This window comes from Candidatus Blochmannia vicinus, assembly GCA_030020825.1.
Lineage (GTDB): Bacteria > Pseudomonadota > Gammaproteobacteria > Enterobacterales > Enterobacteriaceae > Blochmanniella > Blochmanniella vicinus_A.
In genome coordinates, this window is sequence record CP125213.1 from 71807 (window position 1) to 94411 (window position 22605).

Annotated in this window: 17 protein-coding genes and 3 tRNA genes; 7 read left to right on the top strand and 13 right to left on the bottom strand. The window is 29.2% G+C overall.

Annotated elements, in window-relative coordinates; genetic code table 11:
- Positions 1-82: 82 nt before the first annotated feature.
- The 11 genes from QMA81_00310 to QMA81_00360 form a co-directional block, all read right to left on the bottom strand.
- Positions 83-508 carry a biopolymer transporter ExbD gene (locus tag QMA81_00310; protein WHL24788.1) on the bottom strand — a complete coding sequence of 142 codons (426 nt, stop codon included), beginning with the start codon at positions 506-508 and terminating at the stop codon, positions 83-85.
- Positions 477-1220 carry a protein TolQ gene (tolQ, locus tag QMA81_00315; GenBank protein ID WHL24789.1) on the bottom strand — a complete coding sequence of 248 codons (744 nt, stop codon included), beginning with the start codon at positions 1218-1220 and terminating at the stop codon, positions 477-479. The genes QMA81_00310 and tolQ overlap by 32 nt, the downstream gene beginning before the upstream one ends.
- 297 nt (positions 1221-1517) lie before the next feature.
- On the bottom strand, positions 1518-2390 hold the full coding sequence (gene sucD / locus QMA81_00320; GenBank protein ID WHL24790.1) for a succinate--CoA ligase subunit alpha: 873 nt from the start codon (positions 2388-2390) through the stop codon (positions 1518-1520).
- Positions 2374-3564: an ADP-forming succinate--CoA ligase subunit beta gene (sucC, locus tag QMA81_00325; protein WHL24791.1), complete on the bottom strand. Its 1191-nt coding sequence runs from the start codon at positions 3562-3564 to the stop codon at positions 2374-2376. The genes sucD and sucC overlap by 17 nt, the downstream gene beginning before the upstream one ends.
- 119 nt (positions 3565-3683) lie before the next feature.
- A complete protein-coding gene (gene odhB / locus QMA81_00330; protein ID WHL24792.1) occupies positions 3684-4937 on the bottom strand; it encodes a 2-oxoglutarate dehydrogenase complex dihydrolipoyllysine-residue succinyltransferase in 1254 nt (417 codons plus the stop codon).
- An 18-nt stretch (positions 4938-4955) separates the two neighbouring features.
- On the bottom strand, positions 4956-7814 hold the full coding sequence (locus QMA81_00335; GenBank protein ID WHL24793.1) for a 2-oxoglutarate dehydrogenase E1 component: 2859 nt from the start codon (positions 7812-7814) through the stop codon (positions 4956-4958).
- Positions 7815-8025: 211 nt separating this feature from the next.
- Positions 8026-8766 (bottom strand): succinate dehydrogenase iron-sulfur subunit, encoded by a 741-nt coding sequence (locus tag QMA81_00340; GenBank protein WHL24794.1) that lies wholly within the window; start codon positions 8764-8766, stop codon positions 8026-8028.
- Positions 8767-8783: 17 nt separating this feature from the next.
- Complete coding sequence (gene sdhA / locus QMA81_00345) at positions 8784-10568, bottom strand: succinate dehydrogenase flavoprotein subunit (protein WHL24795.1); 1785 nt, start codon at positions 10566-10568, stop codon at positions 8784-8786.
- Positions 10569-10916, bottom strand: coding sequence for a succinate dehydrogenase, hydrophobic membrane anchor protein (gene sdhD / locus QMA81_00350; protein ID WHL24796.1), 348 nt, complete (start codon positions 10914-10916; stop codon positions 10569-10571).
- Positions 10892-11299, bottom strand: coding sequence for a succinate dehydrogenase, cytochrome b556 subunit (gene sdhC, locus QMA81_00355; GenBank protein ID WHL24797.1), 408 nt, complete (start codon positions 11297-11299; stop codon positions 10892-10894). The genes sdhD and sdhC overlap by 25 nt, the downstream gene beginning before the upstream one ends.
- Positions 11300-12861: 1562 nt before the next feature.
- Positions 12862-14520 (bottom strand): phosphoglucomutase, encoded by a 1659-nt coding sequence (locus QMA81_00360; GenBank protein WHL24798.1) that lies wholly within the window; start codon positions 14518-14520, stop codon positions 12862-12864.
- Positions 14521-14657: 137 nt separating this feature from the next.
- Between QMA81_00360 and QMA81_00365 the strand changes: the two genes are divergently transcribed.
- Both QMA81_00365 and fldA read left to right on the top strand, forming a co-directional pair.
- The gene (locus QMA81_00365; protein WHL24799.1) at positions 14658-15422 is read left to right on the top strand and encodes an alpha/beta fold hydrolase; all 765 of its coding nucleotides are present in this window, start codon (positions 14658-14660) and stop codon (positions 15420-15422) included.
- 230 nt (positions 15423-15652) lie between these two features.
- Positions 15653-16180, top strand: coding sequence for a flavodoxin FldA (gene fldA, locus QMA81_00370; protein ID WHL24800.1), 528 nt, complete (start codon positions 15653-15655; stop codon positions 16178-16180).
- Between the two features lie 134 nt (positions 16181-16314).
- Here fldA and glnS read toward each other — a convergent pair whose 3' ends face one another.
- Positions 16315-17979, bottom strand: coding sequence for a glutamine--tRNA ligase (glnS, locus tag QMA81_00375; GenBank protein ID WHL24801.1), 1665 nt, complete (start codon positions 17977-17979; stop codon positions 16315-16317).
- Positions 17980-18566: 587 nt separating this feature from the next.
- Between glnS and nagB the strand changes: the two genes are divergently transcribed.
- The 5 genes from nagB to QMA81_00400 all read left to right on the top strand — a co-directional run bounded on the left by nagB (position 18567) and on the right by QMA81_00400 (position 21251).
- Positions 18567-19370 carry a glucosamine-6-phosphate deaminase gene (nagB, locus tag QMA81_00380; GenBank protein WHL25289.1) on the top strand — a complete coding sequence of 268 codons (804 nt, stop codon included), beginning with the start codon at positions 18567-18569 and terminating at the stop codon, positions 19368-19370.
- A 10-nt stretch (positions 19371-19380) separates the two neighbouring features.
- A complete protein-coding gene (gene nagA / locus QMA81_00385; protein WHL24802.1) occupies positions 19381-20532 on the top strand; it encodes an N-acetylglucosamine-6-phosphate deacetylase in 1152 nt (383 codons plus the stop codon).
- 388 nt (positions 20533-20920) lie between these two features.
- Positions 20921-20994, top strand: a tRNA-Met gene (locus tag QMA81_00390).
- Positions 20995-21014: 20 nt separating this feature from the next.
- Positions 21015-21096 (top strand) — tRNA-Leu (locus QMA81_00395).
- Between the two features lie 83 nt (positions 21097-21179).
- Positions 21180-21251, top strand: a tRNA-Gln gene (locus QMA81_00400).
- Positions 21252-21424: 173 nt separating this feature from the next.
- Here the strand turns inward: QMA81_00400 and QMA81_00405 are convergent.
- Entirely contained in the window at positions 21425-22600 is a 1176-nt protein-coding gene (locus QMA81_00405; GenBank protein ID WHL24803.1) for an FAD-dependent monooxygenase, read from the bottom strand.
- Positions 22601-22605: the final 5 nt, after the last annotated feature.

Below are 22605 nucleotides of genomic sequence, written 5' to 3' on the forward strand. Positions count from 1 at the left end.
AATAGCAAATTTGAATTTTTTATTATATTTATTGAGTAAATGCACTAATTTCATTGAGTAATATAGAGCGTTTAATATATATCTAAGTGGCAGGATTTGTTATCATTCCAATAGAATGTACACCAATGTTACTTAGTAAACTTAATACTTTAATTATTTCATCATACGCTATAGCTTTAGATGCAGCAATCAGACATGTTATATTAGGAGTAATATATATTTGATGACCTATTTCTGATGAAATTCGATCGAGACATATTTGCTTTATGTGTTTATTATTAATTATAAGATTATAAAGTCCCATCCCTAAAATTTCAATGGTCATTATAAGTTTTTCATTATTAATAACATTTGATGCTACTTCACTATTTGGAAGATTTACTTCAAAGCTTTGTATTAATTTAGATGGTATTATCATAAAAATTATTAAAAGAACTAATAATATATCTAAAAACGGTATGATGTTGATATCTGATTTAATAGCGCGTTTTATTCTCTGTTTCTTCATGTTTATTTTCCTTATTTAGTACAGCGTCAATGTTAAAAAAAATCTGACGATATAGAATTGTGATAAATTCTTCTATAAAATTATTATAATTTTGATCTAAATTATTTATTTGTGTAGTTAAATAATTAAATGCCATAACTGCTGGAATAGCTACGAATAAGCCAATTGCTGTAGAAATTAATGATTCAGCAATGCCTGGTGCAATGATTTGTAAATGAATCATTTGAGTAGCAGTATTATTGGTAGTTTTACCCAATTCGATAAAAACATGCATAATTCCTAGTACGGTTCCAAATAAACCAAGATATGGACTAATGGATCCTATTGTACCAATTAATGGGATATAATCTTCTAATGTTTTTAGTTCTACATTTATTGCAGTATGCATAGTATCTAGTGTTCTGGAGATTATTATTTCAGATGAACAATTTTTTATTTGATATAGCTTATAAAATTCTTTAAAACCTACATAAAAAATTTGTTCAGCGCCGTGTAATTTATTACGACGAGATGAAGATTTTTGATATAAACTAGCTAAATCTATTCCAGACCAAAATTCATTCTCAAATAATTTTAATTTTTTATGAGCTGTATTAAGCGCGAAAACACGATGAAAAATAATACTCCAAGATAAAATAGAGAAGCCAATTAGTATGAATATACTAATTTGTACTAAAATATCAGCTTCTAAAAATAAATCAAAAATATTCATATTGATTATTAATTTTTATGTTGCATACGGGTTTATAATATAAATTATTACAGAAAATACTTTTAATCATATTAAAGGTGATTTAGGACTGACATGGTATAATTATATATATAATAATTGTAAAAATAATAGCTTTTATAAAAGCTGTTAATATTAAACATTTTTTAAAAAATATAGTAAAATGTAACTTACATGTTTAGCTAAACATAAAATAATTAAGTTCTTAAAACTACAATTATTATAAAATAAAATCATTATACTTAAAGTATAATATATATTGTATGTGAATGTTATTTTTTATTGTATATCAATAGATTTGATATATTGACCAATGTTAGTAAAGTTATTAACAACATGCACTCCCGATTTAGACAAAATTGCACATTTTTCGTAAGCAGTACTACCAATTCCAGAAATAATGGCTCCTGCATGTCCCATACGTTTCCCTTTAGGGGCTGTAGCTCCAGCAATATATGCAATGACTGGTTTTTTAATATATCTTTTAATATACATCGCTGTTTTTTCTTCGGATCTTCCTCCGATTTCACCAATCATTACCATTAATAACGTTTGGGGATCTTGTTCAAATAAGGATAATATATCGATAAAACTAGAACCGAGTATTGGATCTCCTCCGATACCAACACATGTAGATTGACCTAATCCAAGATCAGTTATTTGTTTTACTACTTCATATGTTAAAGTACCTGATCTAGATACAAGCCCTACATAGCCTGGTTTATGAATATCACTTGGCATTATCCCAAGCTTGCATTGGCCTGGAGTAATAACTCCCGGGCAATTCGGTCCAATCATACATGTATTATGTTTTTTTAATTGTTGTTTTATTAATAACATGTCTAATATTGGAATTCCTTCGGTAATGCAAACTATTAATTTAATACCTGCATGAATTGATTCCAAAATGGCATCTTTACAAAAAGGAGCTGGTACATAAATAATAGAAGTTGTTGCATGAGTATTATTTATTGCTTCATTAACAGTATTAAATATTGGTACTCCAAGATGAACATGCCCTCCTTTTCCTGGAGTGACTCCGCCTACAATTTTCGTGCCATATTTTAATGCTTGCTGAGAATGAAAGCTAGCGTGTTTACCAGTAAATCCTTGACAAATTATTTTTGTATCTTTGTTAATTAATATTGGCATTTTTTAGTTTTACCGCGGTTACAATTTGTTGAATTGCATAAACTAAGTTATTAGTAACAGTAATGTTGTATTTGCTATCAATTAATCGATTAGTACCTAACTCAGAATTGTTGCCTTCTAATCGAACTACGATAGGAATATGTGTTGTGTTATACGTGGATAATACAGTTATAATGCTGTCAGCAACTAAATCACAGCATACGATACCTCCAAAGATATTTACGAGTATCGCTTTTACTTTAGGATCTTTTAAAATCATATAAAAAGATGACATTATACATTCTTTATTAGCATTTCCTCCGATGTCTAAAAAATTGGCAGGCATTCCACCTAATGATTTAATTACATCCATAGTAGCCATCGCTAATCCAGCTCCGTTGACCATACAACCAACATTTCCATCTAGTGGAACATAATTGATAGAATCCCATTGGTTATTGGACAATGTATTATAGGTTTTATTTATAGTACATATATTTAATAATTCTGATTGTCTAAATTTAGCATTATCATCCATAATAATTTTGGCGTCTAAACAAAAAAATTGATCATTATCAGTGATAGCCAATGGATTTATTTCTATTAACATGAGATCCTTTTTAAGAAGCATATGTGTTGCATCAACGATAATTTTAGCAAATTTATTTATTTTGACTCCAGACAAACCTAATTTGCATGCCAGAATCCGTCCTTGATAAGGATATATTCCGACTAAAGGATTTATGGCTATTTTATGGATAAGATTAGGTGTTTTTTGTACTATTTTTTCAATGTTTATTCCGCCTTGTGTAGAGGCTATGCATATTATTTGTGATTCATCTCTATCAATAAGTATGCTTAAATACAGTTCTTGAACAATTTTAACGGATGGCTCTATTAAAATATGATTTACTAATTCTCCGGTATCAGTTGTTTGATATGTTATTAAATTATTTCCAAGCCACTTAGTAGCAAAAGATAATATATCTGTTATATCGTGTATAACGCGCACTCCTCCAGATTTTGCACGTCCGCCTGCTTGTATTTGACATTTTGCTACCCATGGGCCGTTTTTTATATTACATGATGATATATAATGCTCTATATCACTTAAATTAGCGCACAGGCAACCTTTTAAAACAGGCAAATTATACTTTGATAATAGTTTTTTTGCTTGATATTCATATAGATTCATAATATGCAACCATTTTTACTGTTTTTTGAGGATTTATATAATAATCAAAACTAATAATACTAATTTGTTAATTATATACGCATGTTATACGATTATATGTGTATATGATATAATTATAATTAAATTTCTAAAAACAAACGCATTGGATCTTCTAATAATTCTTTAATATATACCAAAAAGCTTACTGAATCTTTCCCGTCTATTAATCTATGATCATAAGATAAGGCTAAGTACATCATAGGTAAAATTACTATTTTTCCATCTAAAGCTATAGGTCGGTCTTTGATTGCATGCATGCCGAGAATAGCACTTTGAGGAGGATTAATAATAGGGGTGGAAATCAATGAACCAAAAATTCCACCGTTAGTAATAGTAAAATTACCACCATTTAATTCTTCAATTGTTAGTTTTCCATTTTTTCCTTTTTCAGCTAAAGTTTTTATATTTTTCTCGATTTCAGATATACTTAATGTATCAATATTTCGTAATACTGGTGTAATTAATCCACGTACTGTGGATACTGCAATACTTACATCAAAATAATTATAATATACTATTTCTTCTCCATCAATAGATGCATTGATTATGGGAAAATTCTTTAAACCTTCTAAAACTGCTTTTACGTAAAAAGACATTAGTCCTAATTTAATTCCATAACGTTTTTCAAATAATTCTCCATATTTTTTCCGTAATATCGTAATGGGTTGCATATTTACTTCATTGAAAGTAGTCAGCATAGCTGTAGTGTTAGTGACGGCCAGTAGACGTTCTGAAATTTTTTTTCGTAAGCGACTCATCAAGATACGTTTTTCTTTACGATCATTTTTTATATTGTTTATTTGATGATGATCTGTATCTATATAATTTTTTTGATCAGTATAGTGTGTCTTTTTGGTAGAATGAATATGTGTTTCTATATCTTGACGAGTTAGACGTCCTTTTGTTCCGCTGCTTTTAATATTTTGTGGTTGTAAATTGTGTTCTGCTATTAATTTTCGAATAGATGGAGTTAAAATTTTATGGGTTTCCTCCTTGTTTTTTTGGATGATGATACGTTCTTGAGATGCTATTGGTTTAACAGATTTTTGATTTTGAATCATTTGTTGTATATCTTTTTTATCAACAATTTGATCAATAATATTTAGATGGGCTAGAATTTGACCAGATATTACTATTGATCCTTCTTGTTCTAAAATTGATTCTAACGTTCCTGTGTTTGGAGCAGGTACTTCCAGCATTATTTTATCTGTTTCAATTTCAAGTAAAATATCGTCTTGTTTAACTTTATCTCCTGCTTTTTTATGCCAAACAGCAACAGTGGCGTCTGCAACTGATTCGGGTAAATTTGGAACCACAATGTCTACACTACTCATTTTATGTCCTTTTAAAAATTAATTTAGATTTAATGCATCATCAATTATTTTTTTTTGTTGTTGTTGATGTATTGAAAAAAATCCTACTGCAGGCGCAGCAGAATCAGGCCGCCCTATATAATTTAATATGCCATGTGAAGGCATTATGCTGTAAAGATAATGTTGTATATAATTCCAGGCTCCTTGATTTTTAGGTTCTTCTTGACACCAGGTAAAATTTTTTACATGCAAATAGGAATTAAGAATAGTCCGTGCATTTTCATAAGGAAAAGGATATAGTTGTTCAATGCGAATAATAGCTATATTATATTGTTTATTTTTACGTCGTTGACTTAATAAATCATAATATATCTTCCCGGTGCACATTATCACATGATTGGTTTGATGTGGGATGATATTATTATCTATTTCATTAAACACTGTTTTAAATGATCCGTGTACTAAATTTTCTAATGAAGTTGTTACCATAGGATGTCTTAATAGAGATTTTGGAGATATAATAATTAGTGGTTTTTTAATACTATATGTTGCTTGTTGACGTAATACGTGGTAGAGCTGATCTGGAGTAGAAGGTACACAGATATATATGTTATGTTCAGCGCATAATTGTAAATATCGCTCTATTCGAGAAGAAGAATGTTCTGGTCCTTGACCTTCATATCCGTGAGGTAAAAGCATTACTAATCCACATATTTGACCCCATTTTTGTTCGCTTGAACTAATAAATTGATCAATGACGATTTGTGCTCCATTAGAGAAATCTCCAAATTGTGCTTCCCAAATTACTAACATATTATTTGATACACTGGCGTAACCGTATTCAAATGCTAAAGCTGCTTCTTCAGATAAGACTGAATCCCAGACGAAAAAGGATCCTTTTTCATTTGATTTTTTATTAAAATGTGCTAAGGGAGTATATTTTATGCCATTATTTTGATCATATATTATAGCATGTCTATGAAAAAATGTTCCTCGCCCAGCATCTTCTCCAGATAAACGAATAGAAATTCCTTGATCTAATAAAGTCGCATATGCTAGAATCTCTGCCGCTCCCCAATCAAATAATCTATTACCTAACGCCATTTCTATTCTTTCACGGTATATTTTTTCTACTCTAGAATGCATGGTGATACTTGATGGAATATCGTTGATGCTGTAAGCTAAATTTTTTAAGTATTGGTCATCTATTTTATTAGAATGCAGCGTGGTCTTATTATTATTTAAATTATTTGTGCATAGGGAGTTTCGAATATGAATTGGCTGCCATTTTTGTAGAACACAACATTTTTTGTCTAATTTTTCACGATATGCATTAATTATGTTAGAGGTTTCATTTATATTTAGTATTCCATTTTTATTTAAAATATTGGAATAAATATTAAGTAAAGTTGGATGATTGCGAATTTTTTTATACATAAGAGGTTGAGTGACACTTGGTTCATCAGCTTCATTGTGTCCATGTCTACGATAACAAATTAGATCAACCATTACATCACGTTTGAAAGTATTACGAAAATTTAATGCAACACGAGTAACATAAATAACGGCATCTACATCATCAGCATTAACATGGAAAATAGGAGCTTGAATCATTTTTGCAATATCTGTACAATACTGTGTAGAGCGAATATCGCGGATATTAGATGTTGTAAATCCTACTTGATTATTGATAATAATATGTATTGTTCCTCCTACGTCATATGCATCAGTTTTAGACATATTAAAAGTTTCTTGAACTATTCCTTGAGCACTAATTGCTGCATCTCCATGTATTGAGATTGGAAGTACTATATTATTTTCTTTTTTATTATTGTTATGGTTCGATTTTTTTAGTAGCTGATCAATTTGTGCTCTAGCGCACCCCATGACTACTGGGCTAACGATTTCTAGGTGAGAAGGATTGCATAATAAAGATAAATGTATGATTTGTTTATTAACTGTAATATCTGAGTAAAATCCTTGATGATATTTTACATCTCCACTGCCAAATGTAGTTTGGTGTTTATCGGAAAATTCATTAAATAAATCTTTAGGGTTTTTACCTAAAATATTAATTAAAACATTTAGGCGCCCCCGATGAGCCATTCCTAAAAATATTTCTTGAATATTGTGATGATAAACGGAATAACGTATAATTTCTTTTAACATAGGAATTAAAGCATCACCTCCTTCTAATGAGAATCTTTTAACTCCTGGAAATTTTGTTCCTAAATAGCGTTCTATCCCTTCTGCTGCAATGATTTCTTTAAGAAATTGTTTTTTTTCGTTAGAATTAAAATTGAAAATTCCTGCTGTGGATTCAAAATAATTTTGAATCCACAGCATTGTATTTATATCAAGAATATGCATATATTCTATGCCTATAGAGTTGCAATAAGTTTTTTTAAGGAATTGATATATTTCTGACAAAGTCATTGATCCTTTGTTTATCCCAAAAAGCTTCATATCGAATTTTTTGTGAATATTTTGTAAGGAGAAGTTATAATTTTCTAAGTTTAAAAGATTATTTTCAGATTTATGGTTCCATAATTTTAAAGGGTCTAATGTAGAATGTTGATGTCCGTATGTTCTAAAAGAGTGTATCAATTGTGCTATCTGTACGTAAGTAATATTGCTACAATACGTATCAGTTGGTATGTATGATTCATTAGGTGTAGTATTATTTTTTAGTTGAATATAAGTATTATTTGTTAAATTATCAAAAGATTCGTGTTTAGATTTTTTTTCAATAAATAATTGTGTAAAGATTTTTGCCCAACTAGAATCTATAGAATTAGGATTTTTTAAAAAATCCTCATAAATTTGCTCTATGTAAGATTGATTATTTTTTGACAAATAAGAAGAATCTAACCAATTTTTTAGTGTGTTATTATGCATTAAAAAAATCCTTATATTCTGTTACATTTATATTTTAATACCTAATGTTTAGTTAATTAACTTAATCAAGTATTATACTATTAATAAATTAATTCTTAACTACATTAATTGTTATAATCATGCATAGATATTTTGATATTTTCATTAAATTGTTATCTGTATGTTATTTTAAATCATTTTTATAATTATTATTACTGTTTATTATATTGTGTTATGTAATGCCTATTACATCTTTTGCTAACATTCGTTTAATGTGACCTATAGCCTTAGCTGGATTTAATTTTTTGGGACATACATTAACGCAATTCATAATATTATGGCAACGAAAAACGCTAAAAGAATCTTTAAAATTCTTCAGCCTTTCTTTCTGATTGGTATCACGGCTGTCCATTAAAAAACGATATAATGCTAATAATCCAGCAGGCCCGATGAATTTATCTGGATTCCACCAAAAAGAGGGGCAAGAACTGGAGCAACACGCACATAATATACATTCATAAGATCCATCTAATTTAGATCGTTCCTCTGGAGATTGTAAGTATTCATGTGGTAATTTAGGTTGTTGATTAGAGTAATCATTAATTAGAAATGGTTGCACTCTTTCATATTGAAGATAAAATTGACTCATATCTACTACCAAATCACGAATTACTGGAAACCCAGGTAATGGACGTACTACAATTGTGTTACGATGATTATCATCATATAATTTTGTTAAGGAAGTGATACATGCTAGATTGTTTGTGCCATTTATATTCATTCCATCGGAACCACATACTCCTTCTCTGCAAGAACGACGAAATGTTAAAGTTGAGTCCTGTTCTTTTAATTTAATTAAAGCATCCAATAATGTCATGTTTTTTACATGTAATAAATTAAGAGTATAGTTTTGCATATAGGGACTTTTATTGAATTCAGGATGATAACGATAAATAGAAAATTTAATTTGCATATTTTAAGACTCTATTTTTAATATATACGGATTTTTGGAGGAAAAGGAGAACGAAATTTTGGTTGCATATTTACATTACGGCGAATCATAATGTCATTTTTTGGTAAATATAACGTATGACATAGCCAATTTTTATCATCACGCATAGGAAAATCATAACGACTATGAGCTCCTCTGCTTTCAGTTCTAAAAATTGAAGCCATGGCAGTTACATAAGCAGTTTCTAATAAATTATCCAGTTCTAAACATTCAACACGTTGTGTATTAAATGTGTAAGATGTATCGCCTAAAGTAGCATAATTTAATCGATTACGTATTTCTTTTAGCTCTGATAAACCTTTCAACATTTTTTCTTTTTCTTTAAAAACAGAAAAATTATTTTGCATACACAATTGTAAATCCTGACGTATTGTTACTGGATTTTCTTTTGTTCCTGATTTACTATTATTATTCCAACGAATATAACGGGCTAATGATATTTCTATATCAGAATTGGTAGGGCCACGAACTGGCCATTCTTCTTCTGACAAGTATGATTGTATATATGTTCCGGTAGCATGTCCAAATACGATCAAATCTAGCAAAGAATTTCCACCAAGTCGATTTGCTCCGTGTACTGATACGCAAGCAGTTTCTCCAACTGCAAATAAACCTGGTACTGTTGTATCAATTCCTGCATTATTTATAGTGATTACTTCTCCATGTACTGTCGTAGGGATACCACCCATCATGTAATGACAAGTTGGAAATACTGGAATTAATTCTTTTACAGGATCTATACAGGAAAAAGTACGTACTAATTCTAAAATACCAGGTAATCGTAATTCTAGTAATTCTTTGCCCAAATGATCTATCTTTAATTTGACATGTGGTCCGCATGAGCCCGAATAACCTCTGCCTTCTTGAATTTCTAGCATAATTGCTCGAGCTACTACATCTCGACCAGCCAAATCTTTCGCTTTAGGAGCATATCGTTCCATAAATCTTTCTCCTAAAATATTTAAAAGATATCCTCCTTCACCACGACATCCTTCGCTTACTAAAATTCCAACGCCAGCTATCCCAGTAGGATGAAATTGCCACATTTCCATATCTTGAGCAGGAATACCTGCACGCAATATCATTCCAATTCCATCACCGGTGTTTATATGAGCATTGGTAGTGGATTGATAAATACGGCCTCCTCCTCCAGTCGCAAGTACTGTAGCGCGTGCTTTGAAATATACTAATTCTCCTGTTTCAATAGAAAAGGCAGTACAACCAAGTATTCTCCCGTCTTGGTTTTGTACTAAATCTAATGCGTACCATTCTGAAAATATAGTTGTTTTATTTTTTAAATTTTGTTGATATAAAGTATGTAACAATGCATGTCCAGTACGATCAGCAGCTGCAGCAGTACGTGCTGCTTGTTTTTTGCCATAATATAAGGTTTGTCCTCCAAATGGACGTTGGTAAATACGACCGTTTTTTGATCTAGAAAATGGTAATCCCATATGTTCTAATTCTAAAACTGCTTTAGGTCCTGTTTTACACATGTATTCAATAGCATTTTGATCACCTATGTAATCAGATCCTTTAATAGTGTCATACATATGCCATTGCCAATCATCTTCGTGATTATTACCAAGAGCAACTGTAATTCCTCCTTGAGCCGACACTGTATGTGAACGCGTAGGAAATACTTTAGATATTAGGGCGCAAGAGAATCCCATTTTAGAAACTTGCAGGGCAACGCGCATACCTGCTCCGCCAGCTCCAATGACAACAGAAAAAAATTCTTTAACTGGTATATGATGGCGCATCTACACACTCCAAATAATAATTATTCCGAATAATAGGTACATGAATAGTACAGAATTAGTTATCCATATGCTTATTTGTTTTAATACAATTAATTTTATATAATCTTCTAAAACATGACGTATGCCAATCCAAGTATGACTTAAAGCAGAAATTAAGGCTATTATGCTAAAAATTTTAGTGATATTTTTGCTAAAAAAATTATACCATTCATCATAGGATAAAATGTTAGTAAAAATAATAAAGGTGGATATATACATAATATATAATAATATTAGAATGGCGGAAATCCGAACTAATAACCATTCATATACTCCATGACATTTTAAGGTCGATTTAATGGGTACCATATTAAAATTCCACTTAGAACAGATAACAAAATAGTTAAGGTAAATATAATTTTTACGCTTATTTTTCCTATTAGTAGTGTTTGCTCCAAATATCCAAAATCCATTAAAATTTGACGAATGCCAGCAGCTATATGATAGATCGTCACTATTGTAATTATCCAAAACAAAAATTTTAAAATATAATAATTCATTAATAAACAGTTATAAATTTTATAAAATTCGTTATTGGAAGATAAAGATAATTTTAACAGCCAAAGAATTGGTCCAATGATTATGAATAATAAAATTCCCGAGATTCTATGTAAAATGGAAGCAATAGCAGTGATAGGAAATCGTATGGTCCTGATGTTTAAATGTATTGGTTTTTGATGTTTTTTGATCATATAAATACTCTTAAGTTATATAATGATGAGTTTTATATCTAAAAAATCATACAACAAAAGATAACCAATTATGTAATAATTGATTATTATTATGATTTATATTGCAAATACAATTTTTTAATAATATATCATTTTTTAACCTGAAATCTTAAGGTTACGTTAATCTCTATCATATTATAACAAATGACAAGCCTATATGTAATACTATATCTTGTATATTATTAACAATTTAATAATATTATAAAATTTGAAATGGATTCAGTTATTTGTTATGCTTAAGAAATAATATATTTTACAACAATAAGGTAAGATTAATTATAAATTTTATTTTTAGTCTATATCATAGACTAATTTAGTATTATTGACTTTTTTAATATCTACGATACTTCATTGGAAGTATCGTAGATATTAAAAAATGAGGATTATATATATTATTTTGTAAAAAATTGATGTATTTATCAGTCTTCTTAAAGAGAAGATATATACAGTTTAATAGGATACTAGTGAATAAATAGTTTTGGGCATTTTATTTGGTAATTTCTTTTATACTTATCTATTTTATAGATTTTAAAAATTTATTGTTTATGGATGAAAAATTAATTATATCAATAGTAGATTTGTAACGAATAAATAGTATTAATGTATTTCATTAAATTTTTTATAAATTATTAAAGTTATAGAATCATTAAACACCACAAAATTTGTAATTGTTGTAATGAAAATAAAATGTATTATAAATAGGTTCGTTTAAGAATGTTTTAAGTTTTTATTTAGTATTAATATTTTTGTTATTTTTTAATACATTAAGTAAAGGTTGTACGTTTTATTTATTCTTAAAAATAAGTTGTTATATTGATTTTAATTGTATAAACGTTGTATTTTTACCTGTCCATGAATATTATTAATTTGATTATTAATAAATATGTTTATGGTCATTTAAATAGATATATATAGATCATGATTATTTAGTATAGTGGTTCAAAGCATGTACAATATTATTTATGAAAATAATAATAAATTTATTTATCTATTTATTGAAAATATTATCGATAAAATATGTATGTTTTAATATATAGATGTCATTGATTATAGTAATAATTACAGCATTAAGATAGGTTATTTGAATGATTGTATTATATTATATAAAAATTATTTTAGCACTAATTTTTATATAAAGATTGTTTTAAAAGATATGGATATTTTAAATATTCATATTTACTATGGTTTCATATAATTAATTTTTATAGGGTGAATAATAGATTTGATAAGAATAAGAAATGATACTAAAAGATATATATTTTCATAAAAATGAAAATATATATTAATTATGTGTTGTATAATGATTATGGAAAATCAATAAAAATGGCATTAATGATTGTTATAATAGCTGAACTTTTATTCCAAAACAATATATGTAAAGAATGGACTACTAAATAGTAAATATCTATGATATAGCAATGACCGGGCGTAAATTATTACGTGTGAAGATATTATTGAATAATGATAATAATAGTAACCAATGAATAGTTATTTATTTTAAATCATATGTTATACGCATTTTATTAGGATGTATTTATTATAGTATAGACGGTGTCTATTATTTCTCTTTCAATTTTTTTTCTATGAGAGACATGTAAAAAACTTTCGCAATAAATTTTATATACTGGCTCCGTTCCAGATAATCTACATGCTGCCCAGCCGTTTTGAGTTATTATTTTTACACCATCCATGGATATGTGATGTTTTAATGGTATTATATTTAAGATTCTAATGATAGGATCGTCCGCTAATTCTGGCATATTAATTTGATTAAACAAAGTATTAGAAATAAGAGATTTTTGTGCGTAATTAATAGGTAATTGAATACGATTGTAACTAGACATATCAAAATTTTTGATTAGCTGATCATAATACTTCTGTAAAGATTTGCCGCTAACAGCAATAATTTCAGCTGCTAATAAACACATAATAATTCCATCTTTGTCAGTAGACCATGGAGAACAAGAAAAATCTAAAAAGGATGCTCCTGCGCTGTCCTCTCCTACAAAACCTAAATAATTATTAAATAATCCTTTTACAAACCATTTAAAACCCACTGGTACTTCTAATAGTTGACGATTAAGATTATGTGCTACCCGATTGATCATAATACTAGATACATAAGTTTTTCCTATAGATAATGAACAATTACACCATAATGGACGATTATTGAAAAGATAATCAGCTGCGATAGTAAGGTAATGATTGGGTTTAATTAGACCAAAAGGAGTAATGATGCCATGTCTATCACAGTCGGGATCATTAACTAAAGTTAGGTCAAAATTTTTAGATGATTTTAATACCCCAGTCATTGCAAGTTCCGAAGAGCAGTCCATTCGGATACAGCCGTCGTAGTCAAGATGCATAAAACTAAAGGTTTTGTCAATTTTTTTACTGATTAAATTTAAATTTAATTGATAATATTGGGCAATATTTTGCCAATAATCTATACTTGATCCACCTAAAGGATGTACTCCTAACTTTAAACCAGATGTTTGTATAGCTTTCATATTAATTATTGTAGATAGTTTTTTTACATAATTCAAAACAAAATCTTGTGTATGTATATACCCGCTTTTCCAAGCGTTATCTAATGTCATACGATGTACATTTTGTAAATTATTTGTTAGAAACTGATTAGCGGTTTGTTCAATTTTACGAGTAATATTAGTAGAAGCTGGCCCTCCATATATTGAGTTATATTTTATTCCACCATCTTCAGGCGGATTATGAGAAGATGTAATAATAATGCCATCAGCTTTTTTTGTATGATTATTATGATGATTTTTGTTGTATTGAGTAATAGCATGAGAAATAGCAGGAGTTGGAGTATAACCGTTTTTTTTTTGTACAATAACGTCAATATAATTAGCTGCTAATACTTCAAGTACAGATATAAATGCTGGTTCGGAAAGAGCATGAGTGTCTTTTCCGACGTAACATGGTCCAGTTATACCTTGTTGTGTACGTATTTGTACAATTGACTGACTAATTGCTAATATATGTGCTTCATTAAAGCTGCATTTTTGAGAACTTCCGCGATGACCCGATGTACCAAATATAACGTTATGAGTATTATTGCTTGGATCTGGAGATAAAGCGTAATATTGCGTTATTAATCGAGATGTATTAACAGTTTCATTCTGTGATGCGGGTTTTCCCGCACGAATGTGATTCTTCATATAGAGATTTCCTTAATTGATTATTTTAAAAAATAACTGCATATATTGATTAAATGAGCACTTTTGTATATATATAAATATATGTTGTTTGATTGTGATTAATAAAATATTTAAACATAATTATTATAATATATATTATGCAGCTTAATTATAGATTACGAATTTTTAAAACTATATGTCAGAGAATACCAATAGTAATGATCCATGGACTTTTTGGTAATCTTAGTAATCTTGGAGTAATTGCTGAAAGTTTAGCTCGGTATTGCTGTGTTGTGCAAGTTGATTTACGTAATCATGGTCGTTCTCCCCATGAAAAATCTATGACTTATTCTATAATGGCAAGAGATATTTTGGACTTACTTGATCAGTTATTAATAAAGAAATGTATAGTTATTGGTCATTCAATGGGTGGAAAAGTTGCGATGAAACTGTGTACGTTGGCACCTACACGTGTAAGCAAGGTTGTAGTTATTGATATAGCTCCGGTAAAATATAATATCCTCAAGCATGATAATGTTTTTAATGCGATTGAGTGTGTTAATTTATCCGGAGTAAAAAATAAAGATGAAGCTGCATACCTTATGCAGCAGTATTTTATTGATCAAACATTAATATTATTTCTATTAAAATCTTTCCGTCAAGGATCTTGGATGTTTAATTTTTCGTCTATTAGAGATAATTATAAGAATATTAGTGATTGGAATACATACCAAACTTGGTGGGGTCCAATATTATTTATTAAGGGTTCATTATCTTCATATATTAATGATTGTTATTTACATGATATATATCATCAATTTCCTCAGGCATGTATTCGTATGATATCTAATGCAAGTCATTGGGTACATTGGGATAATCCCTTACATGTATTAAGTACAATTAATGAATTTGTTATTCATTAATTTTGGTAGATATCTAAATATATATATTTGACTTTACCGTTTCGTTGCAAAGATTTAATTTAATTATAAATACTGATATAAGTAATTATTGAATTGATTAGATATTGTATTAATGGTATTATGCAGAATTACAGCAATATTAATACTTTAATGTTGTAGGGTTAGGTACGTGATTAATTTGATAATAGAGAAACGTATTTGTGTACAAATAAATATAAGGTTGGAATATTATGAGCGCCGCATCAGTAGGTATTTTTTTTAGTAGCGATACGGGCAATACTGAAAAACTTGCTAAAATGATTCAAACACGATTAGGACAGGATGTTGCAGATGTTTTTGATATAGCTGTAAGTTCTAAAGAAGATATAGAAAATTATGATAAGTTATTATTTGGTATTCCTACTTGGTATTATGGAGAACCCCAATGCGATTGGGATGATTTTCTACCTGTATTAAGAAATATTGACTTTTCTGGAAAAAAAGTAGCAATTTTTGGATGTGGAGATCAGGAAGATTATTCGGAATATTTTTGTGATGCGATGAGTATTTTATATGATATTACTTTAAAAAATGGCGCCGTGGTTATTGGATCATGGCCTGCATCTGGTTATCATTTTAACACATCAAAAAGCTTAATGAGCACAGATAAATTTGTTGGATTAGCCATTGATGAGGATCGCCAACCTGAAATGACAGAGATACGTGTTCGACATTGGGTTAATCAAATTTGTGATGAGATGAAAATTAATTGTGCATAGAAAATTAATTATACTGCTATTTTTTATTTGATTAAAGTTATAATAGGTCTAATTTTAAAAATTATATACAATAGGTGTTAGTTGGGTTTATGGTCATATATAGTGTATGTGTATAACAGTTTTAAGTTTATTTGTTAGTAGTGTTTGGATTCTTTCAAGGTTACTGTTCTATTGAATACTAGGTAAGATTTTTTAGAAAGTTGATTATCTATAATGAAGTATCCTTCACGTTCAATTTGGTAAGGACCAGGATTATTAAATTTAACTATATTTTCTTCAACAATGCCTTGTGAGATCATTAAGGATTTAGGGTTAATATTATCTATAAAATGACTCATTATGGAAGGATTGGGACTAGTAAATAGTGTATCATATAGACGAAATTCTGCTGGTGTGTTTTTTGTTGCTGATACCCAGTGAATAACTCCAGTTATTTTTCTACCATCTGTTGGGTTTCTATGTAAAGTGTATGGGTCATAACTACAGTAAATGCAAATGATATTCCCATTATTGTCTTTTTCTATATTTTCTGCTTTTATGACATAAGCGTATCTTAATCGTATTTCTTTGCCTAATGTTAATTTGTAGCGTTCGTCATTGTTTAATATCTCGCAACAAAAATCAAGACGATCAATAAAAATTTCTTGACTAAAAATTACGTAACGGACCCCCATTTTAGGGTTATTAGGATGATTTGGCATTTCAATTTTTTCTTCATATCCCACAGGTAAATTATTAATAATAATTTTTATTGGATTGATTACCGCCATAATCCGCGGGGCATGTTTGTTTAAATCTGATCGAATACACGATTCTAAAAGTGATAATTTTGTTTGACTTTCTTGTTTACTAATCCCGATACGATGACAAAATTCCCGAATGGATCTGGCCGTATATCCTCTGCGTCGTAATCCAGAGATGGTAGGCATACGAGGGTCATCCCATCCTTCAACTATTTTTTTTGTAACTAAAATATTGAGTTTACGTTTAGATGTAATCACATATTCTAAATTAAGACGAGAAAATTCATATTGAGTAGGACGGGTATCGATATCAATATTATTTAGTATCCAATTATACAAAATACGATTATCTTGGAATTCTAAAGTACATAGAGAATGAGTAATACCTTCTATTGCATCTGAAATGCAATGACTAAAATCGTATGTTGGATATATACACCAATTTTCTCCGGTACGATGATGTGGAGTATATTTAATACGATATAACACTGGATCTCGCATTACTATAGAAGAAGAAGACATATTAATTTTAGCACGTAAACAAGCGCCACCTTCTGGAAAATATCCATTTTTCATTTTATAAAAATAAATTAAATTTTCCTCAATACTGCGAGATCGGTATGGACTATTTTTTCCAGGATGTATTAATGTGCCGCGATACTTTCTGATTTCGTCTGTGGATAGTTCATCTACATATGCTAATCCTTTTTTAATTAATTTGATAGCGTAGTTATATAATTCTTTAATGTAATCTGATGAATAATGTATATCTCCATTCCATATAAACCCAAGCCATTGAATATCATATTTAATAGCTTCAACATATTCTTTATGTTCTTTTTCTGGATTGGTATCATCAAATCGTAAATTGCATTGACCATGATAATATTGAGCAATATAAAAATTGAGACAAATGGCTTTAGCATGTCCAATGTGTAAATATCCATTGGGTTCTGGGGGGAAGCGTGTACGTACATTAGTATGTTTTTTTGATTTTAAATCTTTATTAATAATACGGTGAATAAAATTAGGTCGATAGTTAATAAGAATCTTCATTTGTTTATCCTTTTACATGGATATAATCCGTTTATTAATATATATTGTATTTTATATTGTAACAATAATGTTTTGCATATAATTAATATTAAAATAGCGTTGACCAGAATAAATATTATTTTTATAATTAAGATATATTTTCATTGTAAACTAATACGTAATTATATTAATTATTCTTTACATAAAATATATTATGTGCCATGTGTATTTTACATTGTTAAATTGTGATTTATAGATATTTATTTTTATGGAAGATATATAATAATATGTAAGAGTTTTGTGTTAATATTGTAAATTGTACTATATTTGGTATAATCCACTTATTTTAGTTTATTTTAAGTTTAAATAGCAGTCTTTAGAACTAATGAATGTAGATGTGTAAATTACATTGGAATTATAAATATGAATGATATATATAAGTTTGTTTATAACAGGTAATAGGACTGTGCCCTGCGTTTATTAGTAATTCATTAGTGTTAGTAATAATTTTCAAATAAATGTTTTAGTGTTTAATTTTTTGTTGAGAATTTTTTTAAAATAATTATAGAGCAGTTTAATTATTAATGTTATGGAACAGAGATTTATACATGAGGGTAATATTTCTTGATACTGCTGATCACGTGGCTCAATGGGTTGCGCACTATGTTGTTTACCGTATTAATTCTTTTAGTCCTACTATTGAAAACCCATTTGTATTGGGATTACCTGCAGGTAGAACACCAATAAAAACTTATGAAAATATTATATCAATGTATCAGTCTAGTCAAGTTAGTTTTAAATATGTAGTAATATTTACTATGGACGAATATCTTGGTTTATCTTGTGAAGATCCTAAAAGTTATCATGCTTTTATACATACAAATTTTATTAATCATGTTGATATCCCTAAAGAGAATGTTTATGTTTTGAATGGAAATACTGACAATATTAAAGCTGAATGTCAACAATACGAAGAAAAAATAAAATCGTACGGAGGTGTTCATTTGTTTATAGGAGGGGTTGGAAGTGATGGGCATCTTGCTTTTAATGAGCCAGGTTCTTCTTTAACATCGCGTACCAGAATTAAAAACTTAAGTAAAGTAACTCGGGTATCAAATGCTAATTTTTTTAATAATAATGTTAGTGCTGTACCTAAATTTGCATTAACTGTTGGAATTGCTACATTATTGGAATCACGAGAAATAATGATAATTGCAACTGGACTAAATAAGGCTGAAGCAGTAAAGGCGGCAATTGAAGGTAGTATTAATCATATGTGGACTGTTAGTTGTTTACAGTTACATCCTAAGTCAATTTTGGTGTGCGATGAGTTGTCAACTATGGAGTTAAAAATAAAAACGGTTAAATATTTTCAAGAATTAGAAATCAATAACCAAACGATCATAATATAGTTCTTAAAATATGTATGCTTTAATTAATAGTACAATCTATACCGGTAAGGAAATTCTTAGTGATCACGCGCTTGTAGTTTCTAAAGGAATTATTAGAACTATTTGTTCTATTAACGAGTTACCTAAGAATATAGATATACACGATCTTTCAGGGTCTATATTGACACCTGGATTTATAGATTTGCAAGTTAATGGATGTGGCGGAACACAATTTAATGATTATATAAATGAGATATCAATATATACATTGAAAACAATGCAAATAACCAATCAGTTTTCAGGTTGTACTAGTTTTCTTCCAACATTAATTACTAGCAGCGATGTTTTTATTAGAAGAGCTGTCAGAGTTATGCGTGGGTTTTTATCTCAGAATAAAAATCAAGCTTTAGGATTGCATTTAGAAGGTCCGTTTATAAATGTTAGAAGAAGGGGTATACATAATCCTAAATTAATTCGTTCGCTGACAGAAGAGATGGTAAGTTATTTGTGCGATAATAGTGATGTTATTAAAAAAATAACTCTTGCTCCTGAACAATTAAAGATGACATTTATGCAGAAGTTACATGAATCTGGGATTTGTGTTTCAATTGGACATTCTAATGCTACTTATCAACAAACACGGGTTAGTTTTTTATGTGGTGTTAGTTTTGGAACTCATTTATTTAATGCTATGCCTCCGTTAATTGCTCGTGAACCTGGTGTTATTGGTGCTATTTTTGATACACCAGAAATATACTGTAGTGTTATAGCAGATGGGTTTCATGTCCATTGGGCTAGTATTAGATATGCTAAAAAGATTAAAGGAGATCGTTTAATTTTAGTAACTGATGCTACTAGTCCTGCAGGGACTGGTAAGGAAAAATCTAATTTTATTTTTTCTAACAGAATTATATATCATCGTAATCATATGTGCGTGGATAGTAGAGGGGTGCTTAGTGGATCAACTTTAACAATGATACGAGCAATAAAAAATAGTGTCAAATATGTTGGAATACCGTTAGATGAAGCTTTGCGTATGGCTACTTTATATCCAGCAAAAGCTATAAGAGTGGATCATTATTTAGGTAGTTTAGAAATAAATAAAATTGCTAATTTAACCGTTTTTAATCAAGACTATAAAATACAAAAAACAATTGTTAATGGTAAAATAGTTAGTATGTAATTTTCATGATTTTTATGTATTTGTGGTATTGATATTATTAAGTGTAATTGAGGTAGAATTTTAAATTCTCTGTTACTGCAAAAAAGTGAGTGGTTTACTTTTTTTTTGATAAAACCAAATTATTATACATAAAGTAGTATTAGTATTATTTTGTACGATAATGATTTTAATTTTTGATTAAATAATTGTTTTATTTACTTAAATATAATTAGAAAAATATTTATTATTAAAAATAAAAAATATTATAGGATCATATGATAATTTTATTCATTTTATTATTTAGATAAATATACAAGAAGATCGACAGTTATTTTGCAATTGCTACATAATAATAAATTATTATCTAGATAATTAATTGAATATTGTGATTCAAGTCAATTGAAATTTTGGCTACGTAGCTCAGTAGGTTAGAGCGCAGCACTCATAATGCTGAGGTCACAGGTTCAAGTCCCGTCGTAGCTATTAGTATAAGCAGATATCACGCGGGAGTGGCGAAATAGGTAGACGCGTCAGAATTAGGATCTGATACTGATAAGTATACGAGTTCAAATCTCGTCTCCCGTATGTTATTTATCGAAATTAGTATAATAAAAGAATAAATGTAAAAAGTATAAAATGTGCGCGTGAATACTACGTCTGAGTGATCATGGGGCATAGCCAAACGGTAAGGCAGCGGGTTTTGATCCCGTCATTCCCAGGTTCGAATCCTGGTGCCCCAGTTAGCTAATAGTTATTAAATTATACTGTCTCTATATAGAGACAGTATAATTTAATATAATTGTATATATGATAGACATGTTATGTATTTGTACATGGTTTGTGATTAACAATAGATTGGATATTTGCTGTATATATATGATGATATGAAGAGTTATACAAGAAAAAGATATTATTATATGCCTAAAGCATATAATAATATCTTTTTCTTTAAGTAAGCAGAACGTTCAATTGTCATAAATGCAACATTTCTTGCTATTTTAAGTGGCCAAAAATTGTTATGAAAAACAAAGTATAGCCAATCTATGCTAGTTTGCATTAGGAAGGAATCGTATTTACGGGTATTTTGATAGGATATTAAAACTTCTGAAACACTTGAATGTTCATCAAAAACACGTGAATTACTTAATAAATGAGATAAGCTTGTAACATCTCGAAGCCCTAAATTTATTCCTTGTCCTACTAAAGGATGCAAAGAATGCGCAGCATCGCCAACTAATGCTCCTCCTGGAGTTATATAACTGTACGCACGTTGACGAATGAGTGGAGCTACAGCTATGTTATATAGCTTAACGTTACCTAATTGGTCTTGAAAATTATTTTTAATTTCTTTTTCTAACATTTCTGTAGGTAATTGTTGTAGTTTTTGAATATATTCGGGAGTGTTATACCACATTAATGATCCCCAATGATTATGTAGAGGTAAAAACCCTATAGGACCATAAGGAGTAAAGATTTGCCAAACTGTGCCATATTGGTATTTTTTAGTTTTGATAGTAAGTAACATACAACATTGATGATATTTCCAACCAATTACTCCGATTCCTAATTTTTTTCGAATCTGAGAATAAATTCCATCAGCTCCTATTAATAGACGACTGATGATTGTGGTACCGTTATCAAGAAGACATCGCCAAGAGAAACCGTCATAATACATAGAGACTAGTATAGATGGGCAACATAGCGTTATTGTTTTAAAGTTTATAAAATTTTCCCACAACGCCAATTGTAAACGGTTATTTTCGACAATGAATCCCATTTTAGATACGCCTACGGATATAGCGTGAAAGGTTATTTTTGCCGATGGCCATTCCCATGCTTCTAAATGATGAAATGGAGTGCAGAAATTAGAAGGAATTTTTTCCCATGTATTAATTTTTTTTAAGAATTCTACCGAAGCATAATTAATGGCAGCAACTCGGATATATGGTGTTGTGTTTTTTTTAATTGGAATAGGATATTTATGGTCTACTATAATTACTTTAATTCCAGATTGAGAAAGACGTAATGCTAAAGATGCGCCTATGATACCGCCGCCAAATATTAACACATCACACAGTAATTTTTTCATAATAT

What these genes read in the sequence shown, in the direction of transcription:
- QMA81_00310 (WHL24788.1), bottom strand. Translation starts at nt 508, where the DNA reads ATGAAGAAACAGAGAATAAAACGCGCTATTAAATCAGATATCAACATC.
- tolQ (WHL24789.1), bottom strand. Translation starts at nt 1,220, where the DNA reads ATGAATATTTTTGATTTATTTTTAGAAGCTGATATTTTAGTACAAATT.
- sucD (WHL24790.1), bottom strand. Translation starts at nt 2,390, where the DNA reads ATGCCAATATTAATTAACAAAGATACAAAAATAATTTGTCAAGGATTT.
- sucC (WHL24791.1), bottom strand. Translation starts at nt 3,564, where the DNA reads ATGAATCTATATGAATATCAAGCAAAAAAACTATTATCAAAGTATAAT.
- odhB (WHL24792.1), bottom strand. Translation starts at nt 4,937, where the DNA reads ATGAGTAGTGTAGACATTGTGGTTCCAAATTTACCCGAATCAGTTGCA.
- QMA81_00335 (WHL24793.1), bottom strand. Translation starts at nt 7,814, where the DNA reads ATGCATAATAACACACTAAAAAATTGGTTAGATTCTTCTTATTTGTCA.
- QMA81_00340 (WHL24794.1), bottom strand. Translation starts at nt 8,766, where the DNA reads ATGCAAATTAAATTTTCTATTTATCGTTATCATCCTGAATTCAATAAA.
- sdhA (WHL24795.1), bottom strand. Translation starts at nt 10,568, where the DNA reads ATGCGCCATCATATACCAGTTAAAGAATTTTTTTCTGTTGTCATTGGA.
- sdhD (WHL24796.1), bottom strand. Translation starts at nt 10,916, where the DNA reads ATGGTACCCATTAAATCGACCTTAAAATGTCATGGAGTATATGAATGG.
- sdhC (WHL24797.1), bottom strand. Translation starts at nt 11,299, where the DNA reads ATGATCAAAAAACATCAAAAACCAATACATTTAAACATCAGGACCATA.
- QMA81_00360 (WHL24798.1), bottom strand. Translation starts at nt 14,520, where the DNA reads ATGAAGAATCACATTCGTGCGGGAAAACCCGCATCACAGAATGAAACT.
- QMA81_00365 (WHL24799.1), top strand. Translation starts at nt 14,658, where the DNA reads ATGCAGCTTAATTATAGATTACGAATTTTTAAAACTATATGTCAGAGA.
- fldA (WHL24800.1), top strand. Translation starts at nt 15,653, where the DNA reads ATGAGCGCCGCATCAGTAGGTATTTTTTTTAGTAGCGATACGGGCAAT.
- glnS (WHL24801.1), bottom strand. Translation starts at nt 17,979, where the DNA reads ATGAAGATTCTTATTAACTATCGACCTAATTTTATTCACCGTATTATT.
- nagB (WHL25289.1), top strand. Translation starts at nt 18,567, where the DNA reads ATGAGGGTAATATTTCTTGATACTGCTGATCACGTGGCTCAATGGGTT.
- nagA (WHL24802.1), top strand. Translation starts at nt 19,381, where the DNA reads ATGTATGCTTTAATTAATAGTACAATCTATACCGGTAAGGAAATTCTT.
- QMA81_00405 (WHL24803.1), bottom strand. Translation starts at nt 22,600, where the DNA reads ATGAAAAAATTACTGTGTGATGTGTTAATATTTGGCGGCGGTATCATA.